The sequence below is a fragment of the Methylobacterium sp. NPDC080182 genome (assembly GCF_050281105.1).
Taxonomy (GTDB): Bacteria; Pseudomonadota; Alphaproteobacteria; order Rhizobiales; family Beijerinckiaceae; genus Methylobacterium.
This window is the reverse complement of record NZ_JBNNWO010000014.1, coordinates 160,599-185,621: the sequence shown is the minus strand read 5'-3', so window position 1 is coordinate 185,621 and position 25,023 is coordinate 160,599. Positions and strand designations below refer to the sequence as shown.

Sequence of the window (25,023 nt, the reverse complement as noted above, 5' to 3'; positions counted from 1 at the left end):
CCGCCCGGAGCGCACCATGTCCTCCCCGACCTCGCCCACCCTGACTCTCGACGGCCTCGACCTCGCCGCCCTGCTCTGCTCCCGCGTCTGCCACGACGTGATCAGCCCCGTCGGCGCGATCGTGAACGGGCTCGAGGTCCTGGAGGACGACCAGGACGAATCGATGCGGACCTTCGCCCTGGAGCTGATCGGGAAGAGCGCCCGTCAGGCCTCGGCGCGGCTGAAATTCGCCCGCATCGCCTTCGGGGCCGCCGGCTCGGCCGGCGCCTCGATCGACCTCGCCGACGCCGAGAGCGTGGCCAAGGGCATGTTCTCCGACGACAAGACCAAGCTGACCTGGAGCGCCCCGCAGGCGCTGTTCCCGAAGAACAAGGTCAAGCTCCTGCTCAATCTCGTGATGGTCGCGACCTCGGCGATTCCCCGGGGCGGCCTGATCGACGTCGTCGTCTCCGGCGACGGCGAGGCGCCCACGCTGGTGCTGAAGGCCAAGGGCTCGCATGCCCGCATCCCGCCCCACGTCGAGGAGCTGATGGCCGGCAGCCCCGAGAGCGGCACCGTCGATGCCCACGGCATCCTGCCGTTCTACGCGGGCCTCGTGGCCCGGGCCGCCGCCATGGATGTCCGCTTCGCCATCGAGGGCGATGAAGTGACTATCACCGCCACGCCCGCAGTGATCGACGCGTCCGAAGACTCCGATGGAGAAGCTTCGGACACGGCGCTGGCGTGAAACTCTGAAAAAGGTGCCGCGCGGGGCCGGGATGGAAACGCTTCCCTAACCCCGCGCGAGTAAGTAGGTTGCGCGAGACCTTCTCCGCGTAACGAGTAGCGCCTATGGACGACCTGCTTCGCGAGTTTCTGACCGAGAGCGGGGAGCATCTCGACACGGTCGATGCAGAATTGGTTCGATTCGAACAGGATCCGAACAACGAGACCATTCTGCGGAACATTTTCCGACTCGTTCACACGATCAAGGGAACCTGCGGGTTCCTCGGACTCCCGCGGCTGGAAGCTCTGGCGCACGCCGCCGAGACCTTGATGGGTCGCTTCCGCGACGGGCTGCCCGCCACGTCGGATTCCGTCACCCTGATCCTGCTGACGCTGGACCGGCTGAAGGCGATCCTGGCCGATCTGGAGGCCACCGGCACGGAGCCCGCGGGCTCGGACGACGACCTCATCTCCGCCCTGGAGCGCATGGCCGAGGGCTCGCCGGAGCCGGAGGCCGCCGCCCCGCCGCCGCCGCCCGAGCCGGTCCTGCCCGATCCGGTGGTCCGCGAGCTGAAGCCCGGCGAGGTCTCCCTCGACGACCTGGAGGCCGCCTTCCTGGCCGCCCCCGGTCCGGACGAATCGGACTTCCTCCCGCCGCCGGCCCCCGTGGCCGCGATGCCCGCCCCTGCGGCCGCCGTCGCCCCCGCCCCGGCGCCCGCGCCCGCCGTCAGCGCGGCGTCCAAGGCCGAGAAGAAGCCCGAGCCCGTCGAGGCCGAGAAGACCGAGAAGGCCGAGCCGGCGCGCGCCGAGAAGGTCGAGGGCGCCGAGGGCGAGACGACCGCCGCCGCCAAGAACCAGACCATCCGGGTGAACGTCGACACGCTCGAGCACCTGATGACGATGGTCTCCGAGCTGGTGCTGACCCGCAACCAGCTCCTCGAGATCGCCCGCCGGCACGAGGATTCGAGCTACAAGGTCCCGCTGCAGCGCCTGTCGCACGTCACCGCCGAGCTGCAGGAGGGCGTCATGAAGACGCGCATGCAGCCGATCGGCAACGCGTGGCAGAAGCTGCCGCGCGTGGTGCGCGACCTCTCGGCCGAACTCGGCAAGCAGATCGACCTCGTGATGGTCGGCAACGAGACCGAGCTCGACCGCCAGGTCCTCGAGGTCATCAAGGACCCGCTGACCCACATGGTCCGCAACTCGGCGGATCACGGCCTCGAATCGACCGCCGAGCGCGTGGCGGCGGGCAAGCCCGCCCGCGGAACGATCCGCCTCGCCGCCTACCACGAGGGCGGCACGATCACGATCGAGATCGCCGACGACGGCAAGGGCCTGAACCTCGCGGCCATCCGCAAGAAGGCCGCGGAGCGCGGGCTCGCCTCCCAGGCCGATATCGAGCGGATGACCGACGCCCAGGTCGCCAAGTTCATCTTCCACGCCGGCTTCTCGACGGCGGCGGCGGTGACCTCGGTCTCGGGCCGCGGCGTCGGCATGGACGTGGTCAAGACCAACATCGAGACCATCGGCGGCCTGATCGACATCGCCACCACCGCGGGTCGCGGCACCACCTTCACCATCAAGATCCCGCTGACGCTGGCGATCGTGGCCGCCCTGATCGTCCGGGCCGGCGAGCACCGCTTCGCCCTGCCGCAGGTGGCGGTGCTGGAGCTGGTCCGGGTCGATGCCGGGGCGCAGCGGGTCGAGCACATCAACGGCGCGCCGGTGCTGCGCCTGCGCGAGCGGCTGCTGCCGATCGTCTCGCTCACCGGCCTGCTCGGCCAGACGAGCCCGGGCGCGGAGACGGACCAGGCCGGCTTCGTGGTGGTCGCCCAGGTCGGGCGCGAGCGCTTCGGCATCCTCGTCGACGAGGTCTTCCACACGGAGGAGATCGTCGTGAAGCCGATGTCGGTGAAGCTGCGGCACATCCCGATGTTTGCCGGCAACACGATCCTCGGCGACGGCGCCGTGGTGCTGATCGTCGATCCGAACGGCGTGGCCCGTCAGGTGGCGCAGGGCGTCCAGGGCAGCGGCGGCCACATCGACGCCGACGCCGACGAGGCGGTCGAGATGGCCGACACCAAGACCACGCTCCTGGTGTTCAAGGGCGGCCAGGGCAGCTTCAAGGCGGTGCCGCTGTCGCTGGTCACCCGTCTCGAGGAGATCGAGTGCGCCAAGGTCGAGTGGCTCGGCGGCCGCGCGCTGATCCAGTACCGCGGGCGCCTGATGCCCCTGGTCCCGGCCGACGCGGCGATCACCATCAAGTCGGAGGGGACGCAGGCCCTGGTGGTGTTCTCCGACGGCGAGCGCGCCATGGGTCTCGTGGTCGACGAGATCGTCGACATCGTCGAGGAGCGCCTCGACATCGAGATCGCGGCCGACCGGTCGGACCTGATTGGCTCGGCGGTGCTGCGGGGCCGGGCGACCGACATCATCAACATCGCCCACTTCCTGCCGCTGGCCTACGACGACTGGGCGCGCGGCCTGAAGCGGCCCGAGCAGATCTCCACGGTCCTTCTGGTCGACGACTCGGCCTTCTTCCGCGACATGCTGAGCCCGGTGCTGAAGGCCGCGGGCTACCAGGTGGTTACGGCGTCGAGCGCCGAGACGGCCCTGTCGACCCTCCAGTCCGATCCGCAGATCGAGGTGGTGGTCACCGACCTGGAGATGCCGGGCCGCAGCGGCTTCGACCTCGTCGCCGCGATGCGGCGGGCCGAGCCGCGCCTCGCCGGGCTCCCGGTGATCGGCCTCACCGGCGCGATCGGCGCCGACGCGGTGGAGAAGGCGCGGGCGCTGGCGATCAGCGACCTCGTGGCGAAGTTCGACCGCAGCGGCCTGATCTCGGCGCTGGCCGAGATCGGCGCCGCCACGGTGTCGAAAGCCGCCTGAGCCGCCGCGCCGCCCGCCCCGGGCGATCGACCCCGGCCGATCGCTCCAAGCCGATCGACCCAGGCCGATCGACCCAAGCCGATCGACCCAGGCCGATCGCGACGATCGCGACGAACGAATCCGGAGAGTTCCGATGCAGGCTGCCAACGCCAACACCAGCGGCGCCACCACCAACGGCGCCGAGACCGGCGCCACCGACGACTTCGTCACGGTCTTCGTCGGCGAGACGCTGTTCGGCCTGGCGATCGAGCGGGTCCACGACGTCTTCGTCCCGTCGGGCGTGACGCCGGTTCCCCTGGCGCCGGCCGAGATCGTCGGCCTGCTGAACCTGCGCGGCCGGGTCGTGACGGCCATGAGCCTGCGCCGGCGCCTGGGCCTGCCGGACGCGGAGGCCGAGGCGGACGGCAGCAAGGCCAGCCCGAAGATGGCGATCGGCCTGGAGCAGGCCGGCGAGACCTTCGCGCTGGTGGTCGACGGCGTCGGCGAGGTGCTCAAGCTCGGCGCCGACAGCCGCGAGGCGGTGCCGATCAACCTGGATCCGCGCTTCCGCGACCTCGCCACCTGCGTCCACCGCCTCGACGGCCGGCTCCTGGTGATCCTCGACGTGGACGCGCTCCTCGGCTTCACGCCCGCCGGCGCCAAGGCGGCTTGAGGGAGAGGTCGATGAAGGCGCCCCACGAGACCACCTGCCTGGTGGTGGACGATTCCGCGGTGATCCGGAAGGTCGCCCGGCGGATCATCGAGGATCTCGGCATGAATGTCAGCGAGGCCGAGGACGGCAGCGCCGCCCTCGAAGCCTGCGCGGCCAGCATGCCCGACGCCATCCTGCTCGACTGGAACATGCCGAACATGGACGGCTACGCGTTCCTCCAGGCCCTGCGCCAGAGCGAGGGCGGGGGCGCGCCGAAGGTCCTGTTCTGCACCACCGAGAACGACGTCGGGGCGATCGCCCGCGCTCTCCGGGCGGGGGCCGACGAGTACATCATGAAGCCCTTCGACCGCGACATCCTGACGGCCAAGCTCGAACAGGTCGGTCTCGTCGCCGACGCGGCCTGATCGCCTGCTCCCTGACCCGCGGCCCGAGCCCCGCGACCCTGCACCCGAGGCAATCATCATGGCCCTGAGTCCCGCGGTCGCCCCGCTGCGCACGCCGCCAACCCAGAGCACGACCTCATCGGCCACGGCGATCCGTGTGCTCGTGGCCGACGACTCGGCCGTGGTGCGCGGCCTCGTGGCCCGCTGGATCGGCGAGGCCGGATTCGAGCTCGTCGGCACGGCCTCGAACGGCCGGATCGCCCTCGAGCTGATGGCCAAGCACGATCCGGACGTGGTCCTGCTCGACATCGAGATGCCGGAACTCGACGGCACGACCGCGCTGCCGCGCATGCTCGCCATGAGCCCGAGCGTGCAGGTCGTGATGATGTCGACGCTGACGACGCGCAACGCCGATATCTCGCTGAAATGCCTCGCCCTCGGCGCGGTGGACTACATCGCCAAGCCGGAGAGCAGCCGCGGCGTCACCACCTCGGACACGTTTCGGGTCGAGCTGATCGAGCGCGTCCGCGTGTTCGGCTCCGCCCGCGCGCGGAACCGGCGCCCGTCCGCCGCGCCCGCCGGCCACGCGCCGGGCTACCACGCCGCGCCCGCGCCGGCGGCCGTGCCGGCCGCGGCGCATCCGGCGCCGGCCGCCACGGCGCGCCCCGCGACTCCCTTCACGCTCCGGCCCAAGGTCCGCAACCGGACCCAGCCCCGCGCCCTGCTGATCGGCTCCTCCACGGGCGGCCCGCGGGCCGTGGGCGAGATGCTTGAGGGCATCGGCGCGGCCGCCCTGCGGCGCCTGCCGGTCCTGATCGTCCAGCACATGCCGCCGATCTTCACGGCGGTCTTCGCCGAGCACCTGTCCACCCGCACCGGGCTCCCTGCGGCCGAGGGCAAGGCCGAGGAGCGGGTCGAGCCGGGCCGCATCTACGTGGCCCCGGGCGGCCGCCACATGGGGCTGGCCGCCGGGGCCGGCGGCCCGATCATCAAGCTCACCGACGGCCCGCCGGTGAATTTCTGCCGTCCCGCGGTCGACGTCCTGTTCAAGGACGCGGCGGTGGTGTTCGGCGCCGCCACCGCGACCGTGATCCTCACCGGCATGGGCTCGGACGGGACCAACGGCGCCCGGGCGCTCACCGAGGCCGGCGGCCCGGTCCTCGCCCAGGACGAGGCCACCAGCACGGTCTGGGGCATGCCGGGCAGCGTCGCGCGGGCCGGGCTCGCCGAGGCCGTGCTGCCGCTGCCCGAACTCGCGACGGCGCTGCGCGCCATGATCACGGGGCAGCCGGCATGACCGAACTCGAGTTCGAATTCCTGCGCACCTTCCTGAAGCAGCGCTCCGGCCTCGCGCTGACGCCGGAGAAGCGCTACCTCGTGGAGAGCCGGCTGACCCCGGTCTGCCGCCGCTTCGGGCTCGCCAGCCTCGGCGACCTGATCGGCACCCTCAAGCTCGCCCAGAACAGCACGATCGAGCGGGCCGTGGTCGAGGCCATGACCACGAACGAGACCTTCTTCTTCCGCGACCGGATCCCGTTCGACCTGTTCCGCGACACGCTCCTGCCCGACGTGCTGGTGCGCAATGCCGGCCGTCGCCGGCTGCGGATCTGGTGCGCGGCGGCCTCCACCGGGCAGGAGCCGTACTCGCTGGCCATGCTCCTCCAGGAGGCGGCGCCGCGGCTCGCCGGCTGGCAGGTGGAGATCGTCGCCACCGACCTGTCGACCGAGGTGATCGAGAAGGCCAAGCTCGGGCTGTACAGCCATTTCGAGGTCCAGCGCGGCCTGCCGGTGCAGTGGCTGATCAAGTACTTCACCCAGGTCGGCGAGCAGTGGCAGATCGCCCAGAGCCTGCGCAGCATGGTGGATTACCGGCAGCTCAACCTGCTGCACAGCTTCGCCTCGCTGGGCCAGTTCGACGTGATCTACTGCCGCAACGTGCTGATCTACTTCGACGCGCCGACCAAGTCGGACGTCCTGGCGCGGCTCGCGGCGCAGCTCGCCCCGGAGGGCGCGCTCCTGCTCGGCGCCGCCGAGACGGTGATCGGCCTGACCGACCGGCTGTCGCCGAACCCGAAGCATCGCGGCCTCTACGGCCACGCCGAGGCCGCGGCGCGCCCGGCCGAAGCGGCGCCGCTGCGCATGGCCGCGAGCCTCTGAGCGGCGCGATCGGGGTTCTTCCCGGCCGCGCCGACGCGGCCGTCCCGTCACCGAGGCCGTCCCCTCACCGCAGCGGGGATCCGGGCGATCGCGGAAACGCGGCCTTAAGGATCGCGTGGGTAATTTGCACACGGACCCGCCGCCGGGCGAATCCGGCTCATCCGTGACCCGAGCCCCCCAATGAGTACCGTCTCATCCACCGCGACAGCGCAGCTCGCCGCGCAGCGATGGTCGCCGCCGCCGTCGCCCAAGACACAGATGTCGGACACGATCAGCAGCGCGCTGTCGGCCGGCACGATCAGCAGCACTGACGCGACGGCGCTCACGAGCGCCCTGAGCAGCATCGATTCGAGCCTGTCGTCGGACAGTTCGGCCTCGAGCAGCACCGCGACAGGGTCGAAGCTCGATCCGTCCTCCATGAAGGACCGGATCGACGGCCTGATCGCCGATCAGGTCAGCAGCGGCAGCCTCACCGCCGACCAGGCCACGGAGCTGAAGAACCTGTTCGCCAGCCACGGCCGGAGCACCCAGAGCACCGACGCCGCGGGCGACGAGACCGGCGCCGTCGCCGGTCCGGACGGCCCGCCGCCCGGGCCCCCGCCCGGCCCGCCCCCGGGAGACGCCGCCGCGGGCGGCGCCGGGACTGGCATGTCGGCCTCCGCGTCGGCGACGACCACCTCGGCGGCGGGGACGACGAACGACCTGCTGTCCACCTTCATCCAGCAGCTCCAGAGCAGCCAGTCGGGCAGCGCCGGCTACGGGGCGAGCGGCACCGCCAACAGCGGCACCGTCTCGGCGCTCCTGCTCGACTTCCGCAGCTGAGGCCGCGGCCCGTCCCGGCGAGCGGCCGGGGCGCGAGGTCGGGGCGCGAGGTCGGGGCGCGAGGTCGGGGCTCGCTCGGCGGGCCTCCCGCCCGGCGCATCGCCCGCCTGCGCGCGGCGGGGTCGACCCCGGCCGCGCGACGCGGCATCACGGCGTCGGACAGGGTCGGGAGAGACGGCATGGCGGCAGGATCGGGGACCGGGTTGCCCAAGGTCGCGTTCATCGGCACGGGCGGGACGATCTCGTCCCTCGGCCGCGACGCCCTCGACATCCTCGACTACACCGCCACCGACCGGCGCCTCGAGGCCGGCGCGATCCTGGACGCCGTCCCGGAACTCGCGACGGTGGCCGCGGTGGTGCCGGTGCCGTTCCGGGCGGTCCCGAGCCCGGCGATCGGCTTCGCCGAGTGGCGCGACCTCGTGCGCCTGTGTGAGCGCCTCGCGGCGGAGCACCCGGATCTCGCCGGCATCGTCATCGGGCACGGCACCGCCACCCTGGAGGAGACCGCCTACGCCCTCGGCCTCACCCTGACGGTGGATCTGCCGGTGGTGCTGGTCGGCTCGCAGCGGCCGATGAGCGCCCTCTCCACCGACGCCAAGCTCAACCTCGTGGCGGCCGTGCGCACGGCCGCGGCGCCGGCCTCCCGCGGGCGCGGCGTGCTGGTGGTGCTCAACGACGAGATCCAGGCGGCCCGCGAGGTGACCAAGACCTCGGTGGCCCGGCTCCAGACCTTCCGGACCCCGGATTTCGGCGTGCTCGGCCACGTCGATGGCGAGTCCGTCCGCTACTACCGCCGCTCCGAGCGGGCGCACGCGCCGGGCACGCCCTTCGACATCCGGACCCTGCCGGCGCTGCCGCGGGTCGACGTCGCCTACGGGTACGCCGACGCCGACGGCACCGCGGTCCGGGCCTTCCTGGCCGCGGGCGCGCGCGGCCTCGTCGCGGCCGGTCTCGCGCCGGGCATGACCCCGCCCGCCGAGGCCGAGGCCCTGGAGGCGGCGGCGGCCGCCGGGATCGTGGTGGTGATGTCGACCCGGGCCGGCAGCGGCGTGGTCCCGCTCACCACCCGGCTGCGCAGCCGCGGCATCCTCAGCGCCGACAACCTCACCCCGCAGAAGGCCCGGATCCTGCTCGCCCTGGCGCTGACCGTCACGGCGGAGCCCGAGGCGGTGGCGCGGCTGTTCGCGACCTACTAGCGACGCGTCCCGGGACCGGTCGCCCGCCCCGCCGAGCCCTCAACGCCTCCTTCCGGCCGGTCCCGCACGGTCCCCGCCGCGCGCGAACCCTGTCGCGGCCCGTGGCGCGCGCCGGCGATGTCGGCCGACCATGCGGGCCGCATGTGCGATTTGGTCCAGAAAGTCCTGCCGGGCCCGGATAGGTCAAGGATCAGTCCGGTGCAGTCCAGCCGAAGGGTTTTTCGCCCGGAAGACTGTCAGCGGACGAAGAAGGTTCGGGAACACGCCTTCAGCATTGCGGAAGATGCTCGGGATCGGCTTCCGCGCAGGGCATGACGGTTCGCGTGCCCGCACAGGGATTCACGGCCATGCGCGCGACATCCATCGTCTCCATGTCTCTGGCGCTCTCGGTCCTGTCCGGGCTGGGCGCACAGGCGGAGACCGCCGGGAGCCTCTCCACGACGACGGCCGTCAGCGGCAGCGCCGCCGCGATGTACAATCTCGGAATCCTCTACATCAACGGCCAGGGCGTGAAGCAGGATTTCGGTACGGCCGGACGCTGGTTCGAGAAGTCGGCTGCCGGCGGTGACGTCGACGCCATGCTCAACCTCGGCAGCCTGTACTACAACGGCCAGGGCGTGAAGCAGGACTACGCCGCCGCGGCCGCGTGGTTCGAGAAGGCCGCCCTGGCGGGCAACGCCGAGGCCATGAACAACCTCGGCAGCCTCTACGATGCCGGCCAGGGCGTGACGCAGGACTACGCCACCGCGCGCAGTTGGTACGAGAAGGCGGCGGCCGCCGGCGCCGCGTCGGCCCTGTACAATCTCGGCCTACTCTACGCCAACGGTCAGGGCGTCGGGCAGGATTACGGCGCGGCCGCGTCCTGGTTCGGGAAGGCCGCCGCCGCCGGCAACGTTGACGCGATGAACGCCCTCGGCAGCCTGCACCTCAACGGTCAGGGCGTGAAGCGGGACGCCGCCGCGGCCCGCCGCTGGTTCGAGCGGGCGGTCGCCGGCGGCAACGTGGACGCGATGAACAACCTCGGCAGCCTCTACCTGAACGGCCAGGGCGTGAAGACGGACGCCGCCGCGGCCCGCCGCTGGTTCGAGAAGGCGGCCGCCGCCGGCCACGCGGAGGCGATGAACAATCTCGGTTTCCTCTACGTCAACGGTCGCGGGGTGAAGCAGGATTTCGAGGCCGCCCGGCGGTGGTTCGAGAAGGCCGCCGGCGGCGCCGCGGCCGCGAACGTCCCCGGCGACATCGCGCTCCGCTAGAGCCGTTCCCTGTCGGTTCGGGACGGAGGTGATCGCCGGGCCCGTGCCGAACGAGGCACCGGTGCCCTCTTCCGCGCGAGAGAGGGGCCCTGGCGCGGCTGCCGGGACCGGAGTTGCCGCCCTTCCCAACCGTTGCAGCACGATCGGGAACGGCTCTTGGGCGGGGTCGCGGTCGGGGCGCGCACGTGTCATGCCGGCGGGCGCGGTCCCCACCGGACCGGATGGGGCGAGGATACGGCTCGGATGGGGCCAGGATGGCCTCCTCCGTCTCCGACGCGACCCGTCCGCAGGGACCAGACATCGATGCCGCTGATCGACCCCGCCCGCTCGCTCCTCCTCGTCATCGACGTTCAGGTCCGGCTGATGCCGACGATCGCGGAAGGGGACGGGGTCGTCGCCAATGCGGGCCGCCTCCTCGCCGCCGCGCAGCTGCTCGACGTCCCGGTCCTGGTCACCGAGCAGAATGCCGGCGGCCTCGGGCCGACCGTGCCGGCCCTGGCGCCCGAGCCCGGGACGGCCTTCGCGAAGATGAGCTTCGGCGCGACCCGGACGCCCGGCTTCCTCGAGCGCCTGCCCGCGGACCGCGACCTCGTGGTCAGCGGCTGCGAGGCGCATGTCTGCGTGCTGCAGACGGTTCTCGGGCTGCGCGAGTCCGGCCGCCGCGTCGCCGTGGTGGCCGACGCCGTGGGCTCGCGGCGGATCGAGAACCGGGAGGCGGCGCTCGCCCGGATGGCGGCCCACGGCGCCGAGATCGTAACGACCGAGATGGTGGTGTTCGAGTGGCTCGGCACGGCGCGGCACGGGCGGTTCCGCGACGTCGTCAGGCTCATCAAGTAGGCGCCGCGGCGGTCCTCGCCGCGGCGCGCGCCTCAGGAGCCGTCGAGGGCCGCGCGGGTCTGCGGGTCGGGTCCGATGTCGTCGGTGCCGGTCATGCCCAGCACCTCGATCAGGCGGGTCCGGGCGCGGCTGACCCGGCTCTTGATCGTGCCCACCGCGACGCCGCAGATGGCCGCGGCCTCCTCGTAGGTGAAGCTCTGGGCGCCGACCAGGACCAGCGCCTCGCGCTGGGCCGGCGGCAGCCGGTTCAGCGCGCTCTGGAACTGCGCCATCTCCATCCGGATCTCCTGCTCGGGGAGGGCGGTCAGGCGCCCGGCATGGAGGCCGTCGGCGTCCTCCACCTCGCGCTTGCGCTTGCGCTGCTCCGAGTAGAACAGGTTCCGCAGGATCGTGAACAGCCACGCGGTCAGGTTGGTCCCGCGGCGGAAGCTTGCGGCGTTGACCCAGGCGCGCACGAGCGTGTCCTGCACGAGGTCGTCCGAGCGGTCGAGGTCGTAGGTCAGCGAGAACGCGAAGGCCCGCAGCGCCGGGATCGCCCCCAGCAGGAGGTCGCGCATCTCCGCGTCGGCGCCCCGGGGGGCCGGACCGGATCCGCTCCCCACAGGGGCGGCTTGCAGCATCAGGGTCATCGCGAGGCCTCCGTGTCGGAGTGTGCGGCGAGCTCGTCGAGCAGCGTCCGGAGCCGGTCCGGGATCGGCAGGGCCAGGACGCCCGCGTAGTGCAGGCGCAGGCCGCGCCCGATCCGGTCCCGCGCGCCGTCGTCGATCGGCCGGCCGGGTCCGCCGACCGGCACCGGGCGTGATGCGGCCGCGGCGCCCGGTCCGGCCGGGTCCGCCGCGCCGGCGGAGCCCGGAATCCCTGGATCGTCCTCGGTCCCTGACATGGTCGCGCCCCCCGGTCGTGCGCGATGGGGCCCCGAGGGGCCCGGCGGTCCGCCGGACCGTTGTCCCCATCGGTTCGGCGAAGACGCGTCTCATCGCCTTCCGGCAGCGCTGGTAGGCGCGACGGATTTAATCGGTTCTGAACCCCGCATTCATCCAATTTTAATCTTGAAATAGCCCAGCTTGTGCCGAATTTAGTCCATAAAGTCTCAGATACAATTCAGAAATACTTGTGTTCAGCTTGGCCGTGGCGACACTCGTCCTCCGTGCCTGAACGCGGGATGAGCGCACCGCGCCCCCGGCCAAGCGCGCCGCGACGGCCCCGCTCAGAGCTTCACGCCCTCGAGATAGCCGCGGTTCCAGGTCGGGCTGATCAGGATCTCGTTGACGCAGACGGAGGCCGGCAGGCGGGCGACGAACAGGATCGTCTCGGCGAGATCCTCCGGCTGGAGCATGCGCCCGCGATCCTCCGCGGTGACCGCGACTGGCCGCTTGTCGAGGAGGGGCGTCGCGACCTCGCCGGGGCAGATGCAGCAGGACCGGATGCCGTGCCCGCACTCCTCCTGGTTCAGGCTCTCCGAGAGCGCCACGAGCCCGTGCTTGGCGGCGGAATAGGCCGGTCCCGTCAGCTTGGAGACGTAGCGGCCGGCCCAGGAGGAGACGTGGATGATCAGGCCGCTCCGCTGCGCCCGCATGGTCGGCAGCACCGCCCGCGCCGCGTAGAAGGGGCCGTTGAGATTGACGCCGACCACGGCGTCGATCCCGGCCGGCGTGATCTCGCTCCAGCCGCGCCGCGGCACGTTGAGGCCCGCCGAGTTCACCAGCAGGTCGCAGCGCCGCCACGCGGCGTGAACCGCCTCCCAGGCGCGCTGCACGTCGTCGGCCACGCCCATGTCGGCCGGGGCGACCAGCGCCTCGCCGCCCGCCGCGCGGACCATCTCCGCGGTGCGCGCGAGGGCCTCCTGACCCCGTCCGGTGAGCGCGACCCGCATGCCGGCCCGCGCCAGCGCCACGGCGGCCGCCTGCCCGATCCCGGATCCGGCCCCCGTCACCCAGGCGGCCTGCCCTTCGAGCGCGTGCATCATGGCCTTCGGCTCCCGCCCTACGGCTTGGCGACGAGCAGGCAGCCGCCCTCGGCGAGGGGGCGGAAGGCCTGCTCGGCGGGGATCGTCTCCAGCACCTTGTAGAGGTCCCACGGGCCCTTCGACTCGGACGGCGCCTTCACCTCGAACAGGTACATCGGGTGGATCTTGCGCCCGTCCGCCCGGACCACACCCTTGCCGAACAGCGGGTCGTCGGTCGGGTTGGCCTTCATCCAGGCCATGGTCTTCTGCGGGTCCGTCGACTTCGTCGCCGCCACGGCCTTCAGGTAGTGCAGGAGCCCGGCATAGACGCCCGCGTGGTTCATCGTCGGCATGCTGTTGCCGTTGCGCGGGTAGAAGCGCTCCGAGAAGGCCCGGGTCTCCGGGTTGAGATCCCAGTAGAACGACTCGGTCAGCACGAGGCCCTGCGCGGTCTGCAGGCCGATCGCGTGGACGTCGACGGCGTAGATCAGCAGGGCGGCGAGCTTCTGGCCGCCGTCGGTCAGCCCGAACTCGTGCGCCTGCTTGACCGCGTTGACCGTGTCGCCGCCCGCGTTGGCCAGACCCACAACCTTCGCGCCCGAGGCCTGCGCCTGCAGCAGGAACGAGGAGAAGTCCGTGGCGGGGAACGGGACCCGCGCGGCGCCCAATACGCGCCCGCCGCCCGTATCGATCACGGCCTTCGCCTCGTTCTGAAGGGAGAGCCCGAAGGCGTAGTCGGCGGTGAGGAAATACCAGGTGTCGCCGCCGCGCTTGAGCATGGCGCCGGCCGTGCCGTGGGCCAGGGCGTAGGTGTCGTAGGTCCACTGGATCGTGTTCGGCGAGCACTGCTTGCCGGTCAACTCCGTGGTGCCGGCCCCCGAGTCGATGAAGACCTTGTTCTTCTCGCGGGTGACCTGACTCACCGCCAGCGCCACCGAGGAGGTCGGCACGTCGAGGATCGCGTCCACGCCGTCGCGGTCGTACCACTGGCGGGCGACGGCGGCGCCGATATCGGGTTTGTTCTGGTGGTCGGCCGAGACGATCTCGACCTGCACGCCCGGCTCGGTCTTGGCGAAATCCTCGACCGCCATCTGCGCGGCGACGACGGAGCCCTTGCCGCCGGTATCGGCGTAGACGCCCGACATGTCGTTGAGGACGCCGACCTTGACGCGGATCGGCTCGGCAACGGTCGGCCCGGCGAGCGCGGCGAAGCCGATCGCGACCGAGAGCACGCAACTCCGGATCGACGCCATGGCAGACCGTCCTCCGCGGCAGTTTCTGTCCTTCGGCCAGGAGGGCACGCTGGCATCCCAGCGTCAAGCAGCGGTCCGCGACCGGATCCGGGAGCGGTGAGACAGGCCGGCGCCGGATGTGTCGCGGCGGCGGTGCCGACGGAATCGGGCCGGAACTCCCACCCGAGACCGGCCCGTCGCGACATCGGGATCGGCGCGGTGGCGCGGCCTCAGCCGACGCGCTGTGCCGGACGACGGTCACGCCCCACGGGCGCGAGGCCCGGCCTCGGCGATTGAATGTCGTGGTGCCGGCGGAGGGGATCGAACCCCCGACCTTCGGTTTACAAAACCGCTGCACTACCGCTGTGCTACACCGGCAGGCGCTCTGAAACCATTGAGAAAATTGGCGGTTTCGGTGCGTCAGAGGCGCCTTTTGACTACGTTTGGGGGCGCTTCGTCAAGGCACACATCTCGGCACGTTCCGTTCATCGTGCGTGCGCGCAAGCCTTGGAGTGGGCCGAAGAAGGCCGGCGCCCGAGCGATGCGGGAGGCGGCACAGTTCATGGCAAAGTCCACGGTTTGGGAGTGAATGGCCAAGGAACCCTCGACTCGCCGAGCTGCGCGAGACCACGAGGTTACCGATCGGGCGATCCGCGCCGTGGTCGTCGCGGTGCTGGCCGACCGCGTCGGCAGGACCTACCCGCTTCCGAAGGGTCGGCGCCGTGACATCACCGCGACCATTCGACAGAACACTCGCGCGGCTGTTGCGCGCCGCCCACAAGCCGGCTCGAAAGCGCAACATGGTTCGGACCGCGATCCTGCTGGGGCACTCGATATAGGGGTGAGCGTGATAGATCCCGGTGCCGCCCGAGCGGCGACTGCCGAACGCGTAATGGAGCGGTTGAGCGGCTTCGCGCAGGGAAGCGGCGTCAGTGGTAGGGTCGCCTGCCAGATCATCGAATGGGTGATCGCCTCCCCAACCGATCGCCGCAGGCGGAGACCTGTTGGCAAGGCGCGCACGTGCATCCTGATCGCACCCGGGAAGCAGGGTCGACGACGAAACCCCTCGCGCCTCGTAGCGGCTTCGCTGGGAGGGATCGTCCTGACAGGACAGGATCCAAATATCTAGAATGTGCGGTCGATACTGAATTCGGTTTTCGATATTTCCGCTGCTTCCGGTGTGCGGAATGCATCTAAGTCGACGAGATGTCTATCTGCTCTTCAGGTCGAATGCGATACTGTTTTTACATGTATGAAGTAGTTTTCCGCAATAAGACATGCACCAGCTTTCGAATTTCATCAACGGACCCCGAAGGGGGAGTGCTCTTTTCTCAATGCAATGCCATGAAAAATAGGCAACCGAAATTATTATCGGGGTCGAAATTAGAAAATTAATCCACCACTGCCGAAGATCCGGAAAAACTGCAGACACTGCCTGTTGTATCGGAAATCCATACAGGAAAATGCCATATGAATAATCTCCGCTTGACACAATTGCGGACCGTGTCGGATTCCGCATCCCCAAATAGATAGTCACATAGGCGGCAGGAAGTGCGGAGAGGGCATTGAAGATCGGAAGATAAAGAAACCCAACCATGGCAATGGCGCATGCGAAGAAAATCGGGGCGCTATATGGAACTCGATCTCTGACCCGATAGAGGTACGCGCCGTACAGAAAGGATAAGACAAGCACAGGGCCGCGCACGGTCCCTTCGTCAAACTGTGTTCGCGTATAGATGGTGATCATGACTAACACTTGCATCACCAGGCAGCCGAACAAAATCAGTTTTTCCGACCTGTAGAAACCGATTATATAGAATAAGGATATCAATATGTAGCAATACAATTCGTAAGGAAGTGTCCATAATTGCGCGTTCACCTGCGTAGTTGGATTATCAGTAAAGACGCCGGGGAGATAATAACGAACGACGCCTATCATGTTCAAAGTATAGGACCAAAAACCTGGATCCGTAAAATACTTTTGGAGCGGGTAATACGTGAACAGCGCTCCAACGATCATCATTGCTATTGTCGATTCCACTGCCAGCGCAGGGAAGATGCGAATTAGTCGAAGTCCCAAGAACCCAACGATCGTTCGAGAGCGTTCTAGACTTCCGGAAACGAGGAATCCGCTCAGTGCGAAAAACATGGGAAGTATCATGGCCCATATTGGCCGCGACGGTCCCAAAATGAGCCATCTTTGAGCTTCTATGCCATAAGAAACTATCACCGTGTGCCACAACACTATCATTGCGGCGAGACCAATTCGCATATAATCGAAGCCGGATGGCCGCCCTTTCGTCAGGAAGAGGCGTTCACTCAGAGTCATCGTTTCCGTCCCTCCCGGAAGCCGGGATTGATATCTTAATCCGGATCGTACCTCCGAATGGGAAATTTGGATATTATAAAGAAGATTACGCTATTGAACGTATCACCATATCCGAATGGCTAACATGTGTGGGCTTCGAGAAGGCTTGATGCCCAAATTCCTCGACGGCCATCGATATTGCAGAGCGTGCCAGGATCCACTGCCGTGCGCGCGCCTCGCTCGCTGCACGCGCTGGGTCGGTCGGAGGCCTATGGCTAACAATCGGCTATGCGCGCCTGAGCTGGAGTCGGCGGCACGTGGTCGGTGATACGACCGCTCACGCGTCAATCACCGGCAGATTGCTCACCTGCGTCGTGTCCCGCTGCGTACGAATCGACAACTTGGTGTTCCAGCCGTGCCGACTCACCCGCCCCGCGCGCCGGCACCATTTAAGCAGAGTTTGGTCGGGCCGAGGCCGATGGAGGTCGGGACCCCGGTCCAGGCCCGCACCGTGGCGTGCGGGTGTTGCGCGCGCTCGACCTTCGAGCCCAGTGCCGCGTCCGACAGGTCGGGAAGCTCTCGTCGACCGGGTCGATCCCCATCTGCGCAGGCAGGGTTGGTCCGACCCAACGTATCCCCGTCGAGGGTGAAGTTCGTCGAGGGCGCCGCTCGCGCGAGCAGAAGGGGCTGTTGCCGTGGATCAGCGCCACGGCGCGGCCGCCGCCGATCCGGTCGGGGTGGCCTGGCCTCCGAGGGAGAGCTCGCCCGGACCGGCGGGCCGCCAGGTCAGCCCAGGCATCGTCCGGTACTCCGCGCGTTCGTATAGAAGCGTAGAAGGCCTCCGATGATCGCATCAACGCGAAGCCCGTTCGCCGTTGGATGCGCGCGAAATGCCGTATCGCTCACATATTCCCTGCCCGTCATTCCGTTCACCGCCATGCGTATGCCGAGCGGTTGCCAATGTGTCAGAAGCGATGGCGATTTCCGGTGCGGATCCCGCTAGACCTCGAACCAGAAGCCGGCACCCTCGTCGCACATGCCCTCACGATGCCTGTACTTGATCGGAGCGATAATGTCGGACGCAGGCTTATAGTAAAAAATCATGGCGAGAATGTATTGCTCGTTCCAAAAAAGCCTGTCGCAGTCTCAAGATACTCATATGGCAGATGGATGTCGTGCGCATGCATGATCACGCCCGGTCGGAGAAGCGGGTAGATTCGCAGGAAGAAATGCGTCGTGTCGCTGCCATGGAACAGGAGATGGCTGCCATCCAGCATCAGCACATCGCCACCCTTCAGCGATTGAAAGTAGGACGGGTCAACATCGAGGAGGCCGTTAGAAATCCACTTATCCGCAATGTCGCGGACGCTTGAGCGCGGATTGGGGTCGATGCACTCGATCTTGGTGTCGAGCTTGTACTTGCCGATTGCGCGGCGAGCGAATTTCGTACTGTTGCCGCTTCTGACCTCGACATACCGGGCTGGCCTGCGTGTGGCGAGGACAGTCGTCAGGGCCAATGCGTCGCCGTAGCTGAAGTAGCCGTTCGGCAGGAGCGGTGTCCGGCCGTCGAGGTCGCGGTCAGCGACGTCCGATAAATCGGCGAATTGCTTCATGTCGTCGGCGAACGTTCTGAAGTGCCGGCTCTTGCGCTCCATGCGTTCGAGCAGCCAGGAATATGGCGTTCGATTCAACTCAGTTTTGACAACGTAGTCGCCGTCGAGACGGCAGCTAGACCCAGATTTCGATATCCGGACATGAGCACTCGTCCACTGGTGTAATACGGCACCAACGTATGGGCGCCCTGGAACATTTCGAGTGTTGGATGTGATATCTTTTCAATAGTTTCGTTAGTCGGCACAGGCGTACCGGTTCAGACCCGCCGCCACCGCGTGGGGGGCGCTGAGAACGGAAGGTGGCGGGGCGCGCGAGACAGATACTCGGTTCGCAGAAACGGCGTACAAGCGCCGCTCAATCCGAGCCGCGCCAGGATCTGCGCGGCCGGCCCTCAATGGCCCGAGCGGCGGATCAGGCTCTTGAGGCGCTGGTCGGCGGTGTCGAGGCGGTCGGCGATGCCGCGCCGGATGCATTTGCCGACGGAATCGCCGGCGTAGAACCCGACCGTCTGGTCCAGGTTGCGGCAGGACTGGACCGGCGGCCACGCCACCACCCCCGCCACGACCAGCAGCACGACCAGGCAGTCGACGACGAGCCAGCCCTTCCAGCCGAGCCGGAAGCCGCGACGCCGCTCGGGCGCCCGGTTCCGGCGCGGGGTGCGCTGCGCACCGTCCGGGCCGACCCGCGCCATGCGAGCGCGGAACTGGGCCTCCTCGAGGGCGTCAGAGACGCGGCCGGACGAGGCCGGGAGGAGCGGGCGGGTGGACATGGCGGCCTCGCGGAGGTCGGTTCGGAGCGGATCGGCGGAGCGCGGAAGGGCCTTGAGCGGGCGCTCAGTCGATGAGCCGCTTCAGGAGCGCGAGGTTGTCCTGGATCGACAGGACGTTGCCGAGCATCTCGGTACGGGCGCAGGCCCCGGCTCCGACAAGACCGAGCCAGCCCGCCGCCGGGCGGGCGCTGCAATCCGCGAAGCTGCCGTACAGGAACAGCCCGGCCGGCACCGCGAGGAGGGCGAGCTTCGTCGGAGAGAAGAGCCGGCCGACGACGCCTCTGCGCGGCCGCCGCGCGTCGCGGTCGTCGTCCCAGTCCGTGTCGTCCGGCTCCCAGCCGTAGCGGTCCGCCTGGTACGCCGCCGCGTCGATGTCCCGGTCCCGGCGATACATGGCGTTCCGTGCTCGGTCTGATCAGTCGGACCGAAGATGCCACGCTTTCGTGAAGCTCAACCTAAGAGCAATGTTTAAGTTCTTCTGAACCGGTCTCGCCCGGCTCAGGCGGCGAGCGCCCGCCTCACCGTGGCGCGCAGATCCGCCAGGGAGAAGGGCTTGGTCAGCACGTCGGTGACGATGGCGTCGAGCCCGCGCGCGCGCTCGCGCTGATCGGCGAAGCCGGTCATCAGCAGGATGGTCAGGTCGGGGAAATCGCGCTTGGCGGCGAGGGCCAGCGCGATGCCGTCCATGAGCGGCATGCGGATGTCGGTGAGCATCAGGTCGAAGCCGCCGTCGGCCTCGTTGAGGCGGTCGAGCCCGTCGCTGCCGTCGTTGGCCGTGACGACCGCGTGCCCGTCGATCTCGAGCCCCCGCTTCAGGAAGCCCCGGACGGTCTCTTCGTCATCCACCAGGAGGATGCGCGCCATGTGGTCCCGTAACCGTCCCCAAAATCCGCACGCGCCGCGTCGCGACGCCGCGCACGCTCAAATGTCGACAGACGCAGACGAATTCTCCGTCTGTCAAGTCGTTGCAGGCTGAATCGTCCCGCGGGTCGCGGCGTGCGGCGAAAATGCCGCGCCGCGGGCACGGTCAGGCGTCGAACAGATCCGGGGCGCCGTCCCCGTAATCGACCACGCCCACGAAGGGCAACTGGCGGAAGGCGTGGGCGGCGTCCATCCCGTAGCCGACGACGAACACGTCGGGGCAGGTGAAGCCGACGAAATCCGCGTCGATCGTCACGGCGCGCTTGCCGGGCTTCTCCAGCAGCACCGCGGTGAGGACGCGCCGGGCGCCGCGGGCCATCAGCAGGTCCTTGGCGAAGACGACGGTCCGGCCGGATTCCAGGATGTCGTCCACGAGCAGCACGTCCCGCCCGCGCACCTCGCTCTGTACGTCGCGCAGGATCTCGACCTGCCCGCTGGAGACCGTCCCGGTGCGGTAGCTCGACAGGTGCACGAACTCGACCTGCGGGGCGAGACCCACCCGGTGCAGCGACCGGAGCAGGTCGGCCGCGAACATGAAGCTGCCCTTGAGCACCGCCACGACGAGGAGGTTCTCGGGCCGCGCGGCGAGGATCTCGCGCGCGAGCTCGTCGTTGCGCTTGGCGATGGCCGCCTCGTCGAACAGGGTCCGGACGCGCCGTTCAGGGATGCTCATCTCTCGTGTCCCGAAGCCCGTTGGCGCGGCGGAGTCCGCCGCCACGCTCGGAGACGGTCTTAGCGTCCCGGGCGCGCGCGGGGAACTCCGGATCCGCCACGATGGTCCCGCGCCGTCACCGGGCGGCTCCGTCGATGCGGGTCAGGCTTCGGCCGCCTGCCGGAACGGTCGGAGCAGGCGGGTGAGCCCGCGCCGGGGCGTCGGCCGGGCCGGACGCCGCGCCGCGGCCCGGTCCGGTTCCGGCCCCGCACCGGTCCCGTCGGTGTCGTCCCCGTCGGCCGGGTCGTCGCCCGGTTCGCCCGGTTCGCCCGGTTCGACGTGCCGGACCTGCTCGAGGACGTCCGTCACGATGCGCGGGATGGGCCGCGCGTGCTCTTCCAGGAGCAGCGAGGCGGTCCAGAGGCGGCTCGCGTTCGCGAGGGGCAGCTTCCCCTGCGTCAGGCGCTCCATCAGCATCCGGTCGGCGAGGGAGGCCGCGAGGTCGCTCACGATCTCGAGCTGATCCTGCTGTGTCGTGCTCTTCATGGCAGTCTTCACGCTAACGAAGATAGTCTTCTCCGAGCCGGGACGCTATGCGACCAAATTTGGCGATTCTATAACGTGCGTGAGCATTGGAGCTGCCGCCTGTGTAGAGGCCGGCTCCGGCGCGAGGACCGGTCCCGTCGACTCCGATCGGGTCGGGGTTCGGGCCGGCCCTGATCCGGCGCGGCGCCATCCGCGCACAAGCAAAAGGGGCTGGCGATCCGCCAACCCCTCGCGCTGTCGAGCTGAAATGGATGGTACCACCGCCCCGGCTCGAACGGGGGACCCCCAGATCCACAATCTGGTGGCCAGTGTGCTATCGAGCATCAGTAACCAGCTTAAGTTGCTGATTTTGAACAGATACCCTCAGTCCGGCGTTGCAATGAGCAACAGTTTGACGGCATGAAGCTGCTTACTGTGCGCTTACTGGATCGCGTTGGGAGGGTGATGGATGCGGCTCACGAAGCAGGCCATCGAGGCGCTGACACTGCCGCCAGGGAAGAAGGATGCCTTCTTCTGGGATGACACCCTGAAAGGCTTCGGCGTGAAGCTGAATGCCGGTGGAGCGCGACAGTACGTTGCACAGTACCGGACACAGGATGGGCGATCTCGTCGCATCACCCTTGGCCGGGTGGATACCCTCAGCTTGGATGAGGCTCGACGTAAGGCCAGGACGGACTTGGCCAAAGCGCAGACCGGCAGCGATCCGCAGGCCGAGAAGGCTGAAGCCAGACGACAGGCTGGCATCACCCTCGGGTCGGTGACGGCAACGTACCTTGCGAAGGCGAAGGAACGGCTCAAGCCCCGATCCTACCAAGAGGTCGAGCGCCACCTGATGAAGGCGTGGGCGCCTCTCGCCGGCATGCCGCTGAATGGCATCAAGCGGGCGGACGTGGCGGCCCAACTCAACACCATTGCCGAGAACGGCCCAGTGAATGCGAACCGCGCCCGTTCGGCACTGTCCGGCCTCTACAGTTGGGCCATTGGGGATGGGCGAGCAGAGAGCAACCCTGTCACCGGCACCAACAAGCAGGCGGATGAGAAGCCGCGCGACCGCTTCCTGTCATGCGAAGAAGTCCAGGCAGTTTGGAAGGCTTGCCGGAACGACGATCACGGCGTGATGGTCAAGCTGTTGCTGCTCACGGCGCAGCGCCGGAATGAAGTCGGAAACATGGACGAAGCCGAGTTGGACCTCGACGGCGCAGTTTGGATGCTCCCCGGTGACCGCGCGAAGAACGGCCGGAAGCATGAGGTCCCGCTGTCCCCGTTGGCTGTCCAATTGCTCCGGGACAAGCCGCGTCTCGCTGGCCGGTCCCTTGTGTTCGGACAGGGCGTTGGCGGCTTCTCCGGTTGGAGCAACAGCAAGGAGCGGCTCGACAAGCGGATTGCAGCTGCCGGGGCTACGCTGGCACCGTGGACAGTTCATGACCTCCGTCGGACCGCGACCACGCTGATGGCAGAGCACGTTGGCGTTCAGCCTCACATCCTCAGTGCCATCACGAACCACACCCCGGAAGGCATGAAGAAGGTCTACAACCTCGCGACATACAGGGTGGAAAAGCGCGATGCGCTGAACCGTTGGGCTGACTTTCTGGCGAACCTGACGCGATGAGCACAGAAGCGGAGAAATCTTTTCGTTTGGCGTCAGAGATGTCTGACGGATGGAGAAATTATCTCCAAATTCGCGGCAGAGTAGATTTTTCAACCGCATGAAGCCCGATTGCTCCCCACATGAGGGTTCATGACCCTCAAGGAGCACCGATGAACATCATCGACACCCTACCGCCGGATATTGCCAGACGGCGCATCATGAAGGCCGAGGACGCCGCCGCGTTCTGTGGTGTCTCGGTCAACACCCTTCGCAACATGCGAGGGGCCGGTACCATTCCGGCTCCAATTCAGCTTTCCGAGCGACGCATCGGCTGGAGGATAGGCGACCTTCTCGATTGGCAGGATTGCCGGGAGAGTGGTCGGGCGTGGAAGGATTGCCAGGGAGCCAAGGCAGCGTGATGTCTGAGGTGGCAGGGGCTACCGACCTCAGCCCCGCCATCTCAAGATTGCATGTGCGGGCTGTCCCAACGGCCATCTCAAAGAGGACTCATCGCAACCTAAGAGCGAAAAAAAGCGTGCGGATTGGCCTTGTTCCCGTTTCGTTTCCGTGCGGCGCCTCTATGGTGTAAGTTGGACACCGGAGGACAGGTTCAGTGGCTGCGAAGGGTCAGGAATTTTTCGAGGAGCAGCGCGACCAATCATTGGTGAAGGCGCACATCGTCTCCAAGTATTTTGACGCTTGGAGCAACGTGATGCTGGGCGTGCGAAAGCAGTATGGAAGGATTGATAAGCTCGCCTACATCGATCTGTTCTGCGGACCAGGTCGTTATACCGATGGATCCAAATCTACACCGATCATGGTTCTTGAGCATGCAATCAAGAACCCTGAGCTGGCATCGCTTTTGGTGACCATGTTCAACGACAAGGACGAGGCCAACATTTCGTCCCTCAGAGAAGCAGTAGGCGCTCTTGGCGGGGTAGGATCGCTCAAGCACGCTCCGCAGATACACTGCTCAGAGGTCGACCGGGACGCCGAGGAAATGTTCGCCAAAACAAATCTATGTCCCACTTTTTCCTTCGTTGATCCCTTCGGTTACAAAGGGCTTTCGTCTCGGTTCATTCACGCAATGGTGAAAGACTGGGGATGTGACTGCGTTTTCTTCTTCAACTACGGACGCATCAACGCCGGCATCACAAATTCCTATGTAGAGAGACACATGGATGCGCTCTTCGGCCGAGAGCGGGCCGAAAAGATGCGTGGATTTGTACGCACCATGAACCCGAGGCAGCGAGAGATCTACATCCTGGAAGAGTTGGCAGGTGCCTTGAAGGATCTTGGTGCAAGGTTCGTACTGCCATTTCGTTTCAAGCGTGGCGATGGGCATCGAACTTCACACGCCCTGATCTTCGTGACGAAAGATTTTCGCGGATACGCCATCATGAAAGACATCATGGCCCGCGAAAGCTCAACAGAAGATGAAGGTGTGCCATCGTTTGCATACTCACCGGCAGAGGCTGATACACCTCTTCTATTCTCACTATCCCAGCCACTGAGCGCACTGAAGGGCGATCTTCTGAAATCTTACGCCGGCCGCACTTTGACGATGCTCCAGATCTACGAAGACCACAATGTGGACAAGCCATACATCGCAAAGAACTACAAGGCGGCCTTGAATGAACTTGAGGAGCAAGGTCAGATCGTTGCCAACAAGCCCGCTGCAAAGCGACCGATGAAAAATGGTCAGCGGACGTTCAGCGATGCAACGCTGGTCAAGTTTCCGGCTTTGGAGAAGTAGCATGGCCATCTCGTCATCCATCGAATGGACGGACGCAACATGGAACCCGGTTGCTGGCTGCAACATCGTCTCGCCGGGCTGTACGAACTGTTATGCCATGCGTATGGCGGCTCGACTCCAAATTATGGGGCAAGAGAAATACGCGGGCACCACTCGAAAATCAGGCGCTCGACATGTTTGGACGGGAAAGATCGTTCTAGACCGAAAGTCTCTCGACGTTCCGCGTCAGTGGAAACGCGGTCGCAGGATCTTCGTCAACAGCATGTCCGACCTTTTCCATGAGGACGTCCCGGTAGAATACATCCGAGATGTCTTTCGGGTGATGTCCGAAACTGAGCGACATACATACCAGATTTTGACAAAACGCGCAGAGAGGTTGGCCGCAGTATCCGACAGTCTGCGCTGGCCGTCGAATGTTTGGATGGGCGTAAGTGTCGAGAGCGAGGAATACGTCCACCGGATCGATGAGCTTCGCGCGAGCGGCGCCCGCGTCAAGTTCCTATCGCTTGAGCCTCTGCTCGGACCACTGCCAGAGCTAAACCTAACCGGCATCGATTGGGTCATTGTTGGTGGAGAAAGCGGCCCGGCTGCCAGACCTATCGACCCGAATTGGGTGCGGGAGATACGCGACCGATGCCTTGATGCCAATGTGCCGTTCCACTTCAAGCAGTGGGGCGGGAAGGTGAAAAGCACTACAGGTCGGACGCTGGACGGCAGAACCTGGGATCAGTGGCCGAGACAGGCAGAAGGCCAAACGGCGATCTGATACAGGTCCAACGCCCGAGACAAAGCGCGACA

26 protein-coding genes and 1 tRNA gene are annotated in these 25,023 nt (G+C 67.2%); 14 read left to right on the top strand and 13 right to left on the bottom strand.

Annotated features, from left to right (window positions below; all coding sequences use genetic code 11):
* Positions 1-16: 16 nt before the first annotated feature.
* From chpT to ACQKQD_RS23945, 6 genes are all read left to right on the top strand, one after another.
* A complete protein-coding gene (gene chpT / locus ACQKQD_RS23970) occupies positions 17-727 on the top strand; it encodes a histidine phosphotransferase ChpT (RefSeq protein WP_091981136.1) in 711 nt (236 codons plus the stop codon).
* Between the two features lie 104 nt (positions 728-831).
* On the top strand, positions 832-3,594 hold the full coding sequence (locus ACQKQD_RS23965; protein ID WP_427509743.1) for a hybrid sensor histidine kinase/response regulator: 2,763 nt from the start codon (positions 832-834) through the stop codon (positions 3,592-3,594).
* Between the two features lie 133 nt (positions 3,595-3,727).
* Positions 3,728-4,246 carry a chemotaxis protein CheW gene (locus ACQKQD_RS23960; RefSeq protein ID WP_020094377.1) on the top strand — a complete coding sequence of 173 codons (519 nt, stop codon included), beginning with the start codon at positions 3,728-3,730 and terminating at the stop codon, positions 4,244-4,246.
* An 11-nt stretch (positions 4,247-4,257) separates the two neighbouring features.
* Positions 4,258-4,650, top strand: a complete 393-nt coding sequence (locus ACQKQD_RS23955; protein WP_012320961.1) for a response regulator — start codon at positions 4,258-4,260, stop codon at positions 4,648-4,650.
* 58 nt (positions 4,651-4,708) lie between these two features.
* Positions 4,709-5,926 (top strand): chemotaxis-specific protein-glutamate methyltransferase CheB, encoded by a 1,218-nt coding sequence (cheB, locus tag ACQKQD_RS23950; RefSeq protein WP_427509742.1) that lies wholly within the window; start codon positions 4,709-4,711, stop codon positions 5,924-5,926.
* A complete protein-coding gene (locus ACQKQD_RS23945; RefSeq protein WP_091928110.1) occupies positions 5,923-6,786 on the top strand; it encodes a CheR family methyltransferase in 864 nt (287 codons plus the stop codon). Before cheB ends, ACQKQD_RS23945 begins: the two co-directional genes overlap by 4 nt.
* Positions 6,787-6,890: 104 nt before the next feature.
* Here the strand turns inward: ACQKQD_RS23945 and ACQKQD_RS23940 are convergent, their stop codons facing one another.
* Positions 6,891-7,205, bottom strand: coding sequence for a hypothetical protein (locus tag ACQKQD_RS23940; protein WP_244527049.1), 315 nt, complete (start codon positions 7,203-7,205; stop codon positions 6,891-6,893).
* Between ACQKQD_RS23940 and ACQKQD_RS23935 the strand changes: the two genes are divergently transcribed.
* The 4 genes from ACQKQD_RS23935 (at position 7,204) to ACQKQD_RS23920 (ending at position 10,894) form a co-directional block, all read left to right on the top strand.
* Positions 7,204-7,608 (top strand): hypothetical protein, encoded by a 405-nt coding sequence (locus ACQKQD_RS23935; RefSeq protein ID WP_244540863.1) that lies wholly within the window; start codon positions 7,204-7,206, stop codon positions 7,606-7,608. The two genes, ACQKQD_RS23940 and ACQKQD_RS23935, sit on opposite strands and share 2 nt — an antisense overlap.
* A gap of 179 nt (positions 7,609-7,787) precedes the next feature.
* Positions 7,788-8,804 carry an asparaginase gene (locus ACQKQD_RS23930; protein ID WP_091682811.1) on the top strand — a complete coding sequence of 339 codons (1,017 nt, stop codon included), beginning with the start codon at positions 7,788-7,790 and terminating at the stop codon, positions 8,802-8,804.
* Positions 8,805-9,151: 347 nt separating this feature from the next.
* A complete protein-coding gene (locus ACQKQD_RS23925; protein ID WP_056529987.1) occupies positions 9,152-10,057 on the top strand; it encodes a tetratricopeptide repeat protein in 906 nt (301 codons plus the stop codon).
* Between the two features lie 303 nt (positions 10,058-10,360).
* Positions 10,361-10,894 (top strand): isochorismatase family protein, encoded by a 534-nt coding sequence (locus ACQKQD_RS23920; protein ID WP_427509741.1) that lies wholly within the window; start codon positions 10,361-10,363, stop codon positions 10,892-10,894.
* 32 nt (positions 10,895-10,926) lie between these two features.
* On the opposite strand, the gene ACQKQD_RS23915 is transcribed toward ACQKQD_RS23920, so the two are convergent.
* The 12 genes from ACQKQD_RS23915 to ACQKQD_RS23860 all read right to left on the bottom strand — a co-directional run bounded on the left by ACQKQD_RS23915 (position 10,927) and on the right by ACQKQD_RS23860 (position 20,881).
* Positions 10,927-11,523 carry a sigma-70 family RNA polymerase sigma factor gene (locus ACQKQD_RS23915; protein ID WP_427509740.1) on the bottom strand — a complete coding sequence of 199 codons (597 nt, stop codon included), beginning with the start codon at positions 11,521-11,523 and terminating at the stop codon, positions 10,927-10,929.
* Complete coding sequence (locus ACQKQD_RS23910; protein ID WP_042671734.1) at positions 11,520-11,777, bottom strand: NepR family anti-sigma factor; 258 nt, start codon at positions 11,775-11,777, stop codon at positions 11,520-11,522. The genes ACQKQD_RS23915 and ACQKQD_RS23910 overlap by 4 nt, the downstream gene beginning before the upstream one ends.
* Positions 11,778-12,101: 324 nt before the next feature.
* On the bottom strand, positions 12,102-12,860 hold the full coding sequence (locus ACQKQD_RS23905; RefSeq protein ID WP_427509739.1) for an SDR family oxidoreductase: 759 nt from the start codon (positions 12,858-12,860) through the stop codon (positions 12,102-12,104).
* A 17-nt stretch (positions 12,861-12,877) separates the two neighbouring features.
* Positions 12,878-14,092 (bottom strand): ABC transporter substrate-binding protein, encoded by a 1,215-nt coding sequence (locus ACQKQD_RS23900; RefSeq protein WP_427509738.1) that lies wholly within the window; start codon positions 14,090-14,092, stop codon positions 12,878-12,880.
* Positions 14,093-14,374: 282 nt separating this feature from the next.
* A tRNA-Thr gene (locus ACQKQD_RS23895) sits at positions 14,375-14,449 on the bottom strand.
* An 832-nt stretch (positions 14,450-15,281) separates the two neighbouring features.
* The gene (locus ACQKQD_RS23890; protein ID WP_427509737.1) at positions 15,282-16,400 is read right to left on the bottom strand and encodes an acyltransferase family protein; all 1,119 of its coding nucleotides are present in this window, start codon (positions 16,398-16,400) and stop codon (positions 15,282-15,284) included.
* A gap of 1,079 nt (positions 16,401-17,479) precedes the next feature.
* Positions 17,480-18,034, bottom strand: coding sequence for a class I SAM-dependent methyltransferase (locus tag ACQKQD_RS23885; RefSeq protein WP_427509736.1), 555 nt, complete (start codon positions 18,032-18,034; stop codon positions 17,480-17,482).
* Positions 18,035-18,384: 350 nt separating this feature from the next.
* Positions 18,385-18,762: a hypothetical protein gene (locus tag ACQKQD_RS23880; protein ID WP_427509735.1), complete on the bottom strand. Its 378-nt coding sequence runs from the start codon at positions 18,760-18,762 to the stop codon at positions 18,385-18,387.
* Between the two features lie 64 nt (positions 18,763-18,826).
* Positions 18,827-19,156 (bottom strand): hypothetical protein, encoded by a 330-nt coding sequence (locus ACQKQD_RS23875; RefSeq protein ID WP_091682827.1) that lies wholly within the window; start codon positions 19,154-19,156, stop codon positions 18,827-18,829.
* 104 nt (positions 19,157-19,260) lie between these two features.
* A complete protein-coding gene (locus ACQKQD_RS23870; protein ID WP_007567202.1) occupies positions 19,261-19,626 on the bottom strand; it encodes a response regulator in 366 nt (121 codons plus the stop codon).
* 163 nt (positions 19,627-19,789) lie between these two features.
* Positions 19,790-20,356, bottom strand: coding sequence for a hypoxanthine phosphoribosyltransferase (hpt, locus tag ACQKQD_RS23865; RefSeq protein ID WP_020094392.1), 567 nt, complete (start codon positions 20,354-20,356; stop codon positions 19,790-19,792).
* 141 nt (positions 20,357-20,497) lie between these two features.
* Positions 20,498-20,881, bottom strand: coding sequence for a hypothetical protein (locus ACQKQD_RS23860; protein WP_427509734.1), 384 nt, complete (start codon positions 20,879-20,881; stop codon positions 20,498-20,500).
* 448 nt (positions 20,882-21,329) lie between these two features.
* Here ACQKQD_RS23860 and ACQKQD_RS23855 point away from each other — a divergent pair, with 448 nt between their 5' ends.
* The 4 genes from ACQKQD_RS23855 to ACQKQD_RS23840 all read left to right on the top strand — a co-directional run bounded on the left by ACQKQD_RS23855 (position 21,330) and on the right by ACQKQD_RS23840 (position 24,991).
* On the top strand, positions 21,330-22,490 hold the full coding sequence (locus ACQKQD_RS23855) for a tyrosine-type recombinase/integrase (protein ID WP_427509733.1): 1,161 nt from the start codon (positions 21,330-21,332) through the stop codon (positions 22,488-22,490).
* 149 nt (positions 22,491-22,639) lie between these two features.
* Positions 22,640-22,888, top strand: a complete 249-nt coding sequence (locus tag ACQKQD_RS23850) for a helix-turn-helix transcriptional regulator (RefSeq protein WP_427509732.1) — start codon at positions 22,640-22,642, stop codon at positions 22,886-22,888.
* 194 nt (positions 22,889-23,082) lie between these two features.
* Positions 23,083-24,225, top strand: a complete 1,143-nt coding sequence (locus ACQKQD_RS23845) for a three-Cys-motif partner protein TcmP (RefSeq protein ID WP_427509731.1) — start codon at positions 23,083-23,085, stop codon at positions 24,223-24,225.
* Between the two features lies 1 nt (position 24,226).
* Entirely contained in the window at positions 24,227-24,991 is a 765-nt protein-coding gene (locus ACQKQD_RS23840) for a DUF5131 family protein (protein ID WP_427509730.1), read from the top strand.
* Positions 24,992-25,023: the final 32 nt, after the last annotated feature.

What these genes read in the sequence shown, in the direction of transcription:
- ACQKQD_RS23890 (WP_427509737.1), bottom strand. Translation starts at nt 16,400, where the DNA reads ATGACTCTGAGTGAACGCCTCTTCCTGACGAAAGGGCGGCCATCCGGC.
- ACQKQD_RS23855 (WP_427509733.1), top strand. Translation starts at nt 21,330, where the DNA reads ATGCGGCTCACGAAGCAGGCCATCGAGGCGCTGACACTGCCGCCAGGG.
- ACQKQD_RS23900 (WP_427509738.1), bottom strand. Translation starts at nt 14,092, where the DNA reads ATGGCGTCGATCCGGAGTTGCGTGCTCTCGGTCGCGATCGGCTTCGCC.
- ACQKQD_RS23925 (WP_056529987.1), top strand. Translation starts at nt 9,152, where the DNA reads ATGCGCGCGACATCCATCGTCTCCATGTCTCTGGCGCTCTCGGTCCTG.
- ACQKQD_RS23940 (WP_244527049.1), bottom strand. Translation starts at nt 7,205, where the DNA reads ATGGAGGACGGATCGAGCTTCGACCCTGTCGCGGTGCTGCTCGAGGCC.
- ACQKQD_RS23930 (WP_091682811.1), top strand. Translation starts at nt 7,788, where the DNA reads ATGGCGGCAGGATCGGGGACCGGGTTGCCCAAGGTCGCGTTCATCGGC.
- ACQKQD_RS23920 (WP_427509741.1), top strand. Translation starts at nt 10,361, where the DNA reads ATGCCGCTGATCGACCCCGCCCGCTCGCTCCTCCTCGTCATCGACGTT.
- cheB (WP_427509742.1), top strand. Translation starts at nt 4,709, where the DNA reads ATGGCCCTGAGTCCCGCGGTCGCCCCGCTGCGCACGCCGCCAACCCAG.
- hpt (WP_020094392.1), bottom strand. Translation starts at nt 20,356, where the DNA reads ATGAGCATCCCTGAACGGCGCGTCCGGACCCTGTTCGACGAGGCGGCC.
- ACQKQD_RS23885 (WP_427509736.1), bottom strand. Translation starts at nt 18,034, where the DNA reads ATGGAGCGCAAGAGCCGGCACTTCAGAACGTTCGCCGACGACATGAAG.
- ACQKQD_RS23935 (WP_244540863.1), top strand. Translation starts at nt 7,204, where the DNA reads ATGAAGGACCGGATCGACGGCCTGATCGCCGATCAGGTCAGCAGCGGC.
- ACQKQD_RS23955 (WP_012320961.1), top strand. Translation starts at nt 4,258, where the DNA reads ATGAAGGCGCCCCACGAGACCACCTGCCTGGTGGTGGACGATTCCGCG.
- ACQKQD_RS23875 (WP_091682827.1), bottom strand. Translation starts at nt 19,156, where the DNA reads ATGTATCGCCGGGACCGGGACATCGACGCGGCGGCGTACCAGGCGGAC.
- ACQKQD_RS23945 (WP_091928110.1), top strand. Translation starts at nt 5,923, where the DNA reads ATGACCGAACTCGAGTTCGAATTCCTGCGCACCTTCCTGAAGCAGCGC.
- ACQKQD_RS23870 (WP_007567202.1), bottom strand. Translation starts at nt 19,626, where the DNA reads ATGGCGCGCATCCTCCTGGTGGATGACGAAGAGACCGTCCGGGGCTTC.
- ACQKQD_RS23910 (WP_042671734.1), bottom strand. Translation starts at nt 11,777, where the DNA reads ATGTCAGGGACCGAGGACGATCCAGGGATTCCGGGCTCCGCCGGCGCG.
- chpT (WP_091981136.1), top strand. Translation starts at nt 17, where the DNA reads ATGTCCTCCCCGACCTCGCCCACCCTGACTCTCGACGGCCTCGACCTC.
- ACQKQD_RS23840 (WP_427509730.1), top strand. Translation starts at nt 24,227, where the DNA reads ATGGCCATCTCGTCATCCATCGAATGGACGGACGCAACATGGAACCCG.
- ACQKQD_RS23915 (WP_427509740.1), bottom strand. Translation starts at nt 11,523, where the DNA reads ATGACCCTGATGCTGCAAGCCGCCCCTGTGGGGAGCGGATCCGGTCCG.
- ACQKQD_RS23850 (WP_427509732.1), top strand. Translation starts at nt 22,640, where the DNA reads ATGAACATCATCGACACCCTACCGCCGGATATTGCCAGACGGCGCATC.
- ACQKQD_RS23880 (WP_427509735.1), bottom strand. Translation starts at nt 18,762, where the DNA reads ATGTCCACCCGCCCGCTCCTCCCGGCCTCGTCCGGCCGCGTCTCTGAC.
- ACQKQD_RS23905 (WP_427509739.1), bottom strand. Translation starts at nt 12,860, where the DNA reads ATGATGCACGCGCTCGAAGGGCAGGCCGCCTGGGTGACGGGGGCCGGA.
- ACQKQD_RS23965 (WP_427509743.1), top strand. Translation starts at nt 832, where the DNA reads ATGGACGACCTGCTTCGCGAGTTTCTGACCGAGAGCGGGGAGCATCTC.
- ACQKQD_RS23860 (WP_427509734.1), bottom strand. Translation starts at nt 20,881, where the DNA reads ATGAAGAGCACGACACAGCAGGATCAGCTCGAGATCGTGAGCGACCTC.
- ACQKQD_RS23960 (WP_020094377.1), top strand. Translation starts at nt 3,728, where the DNA reads ATGCAGGCTGCCAACGCCAACACCAGCGGCGCCACCACCAACGGCGCC.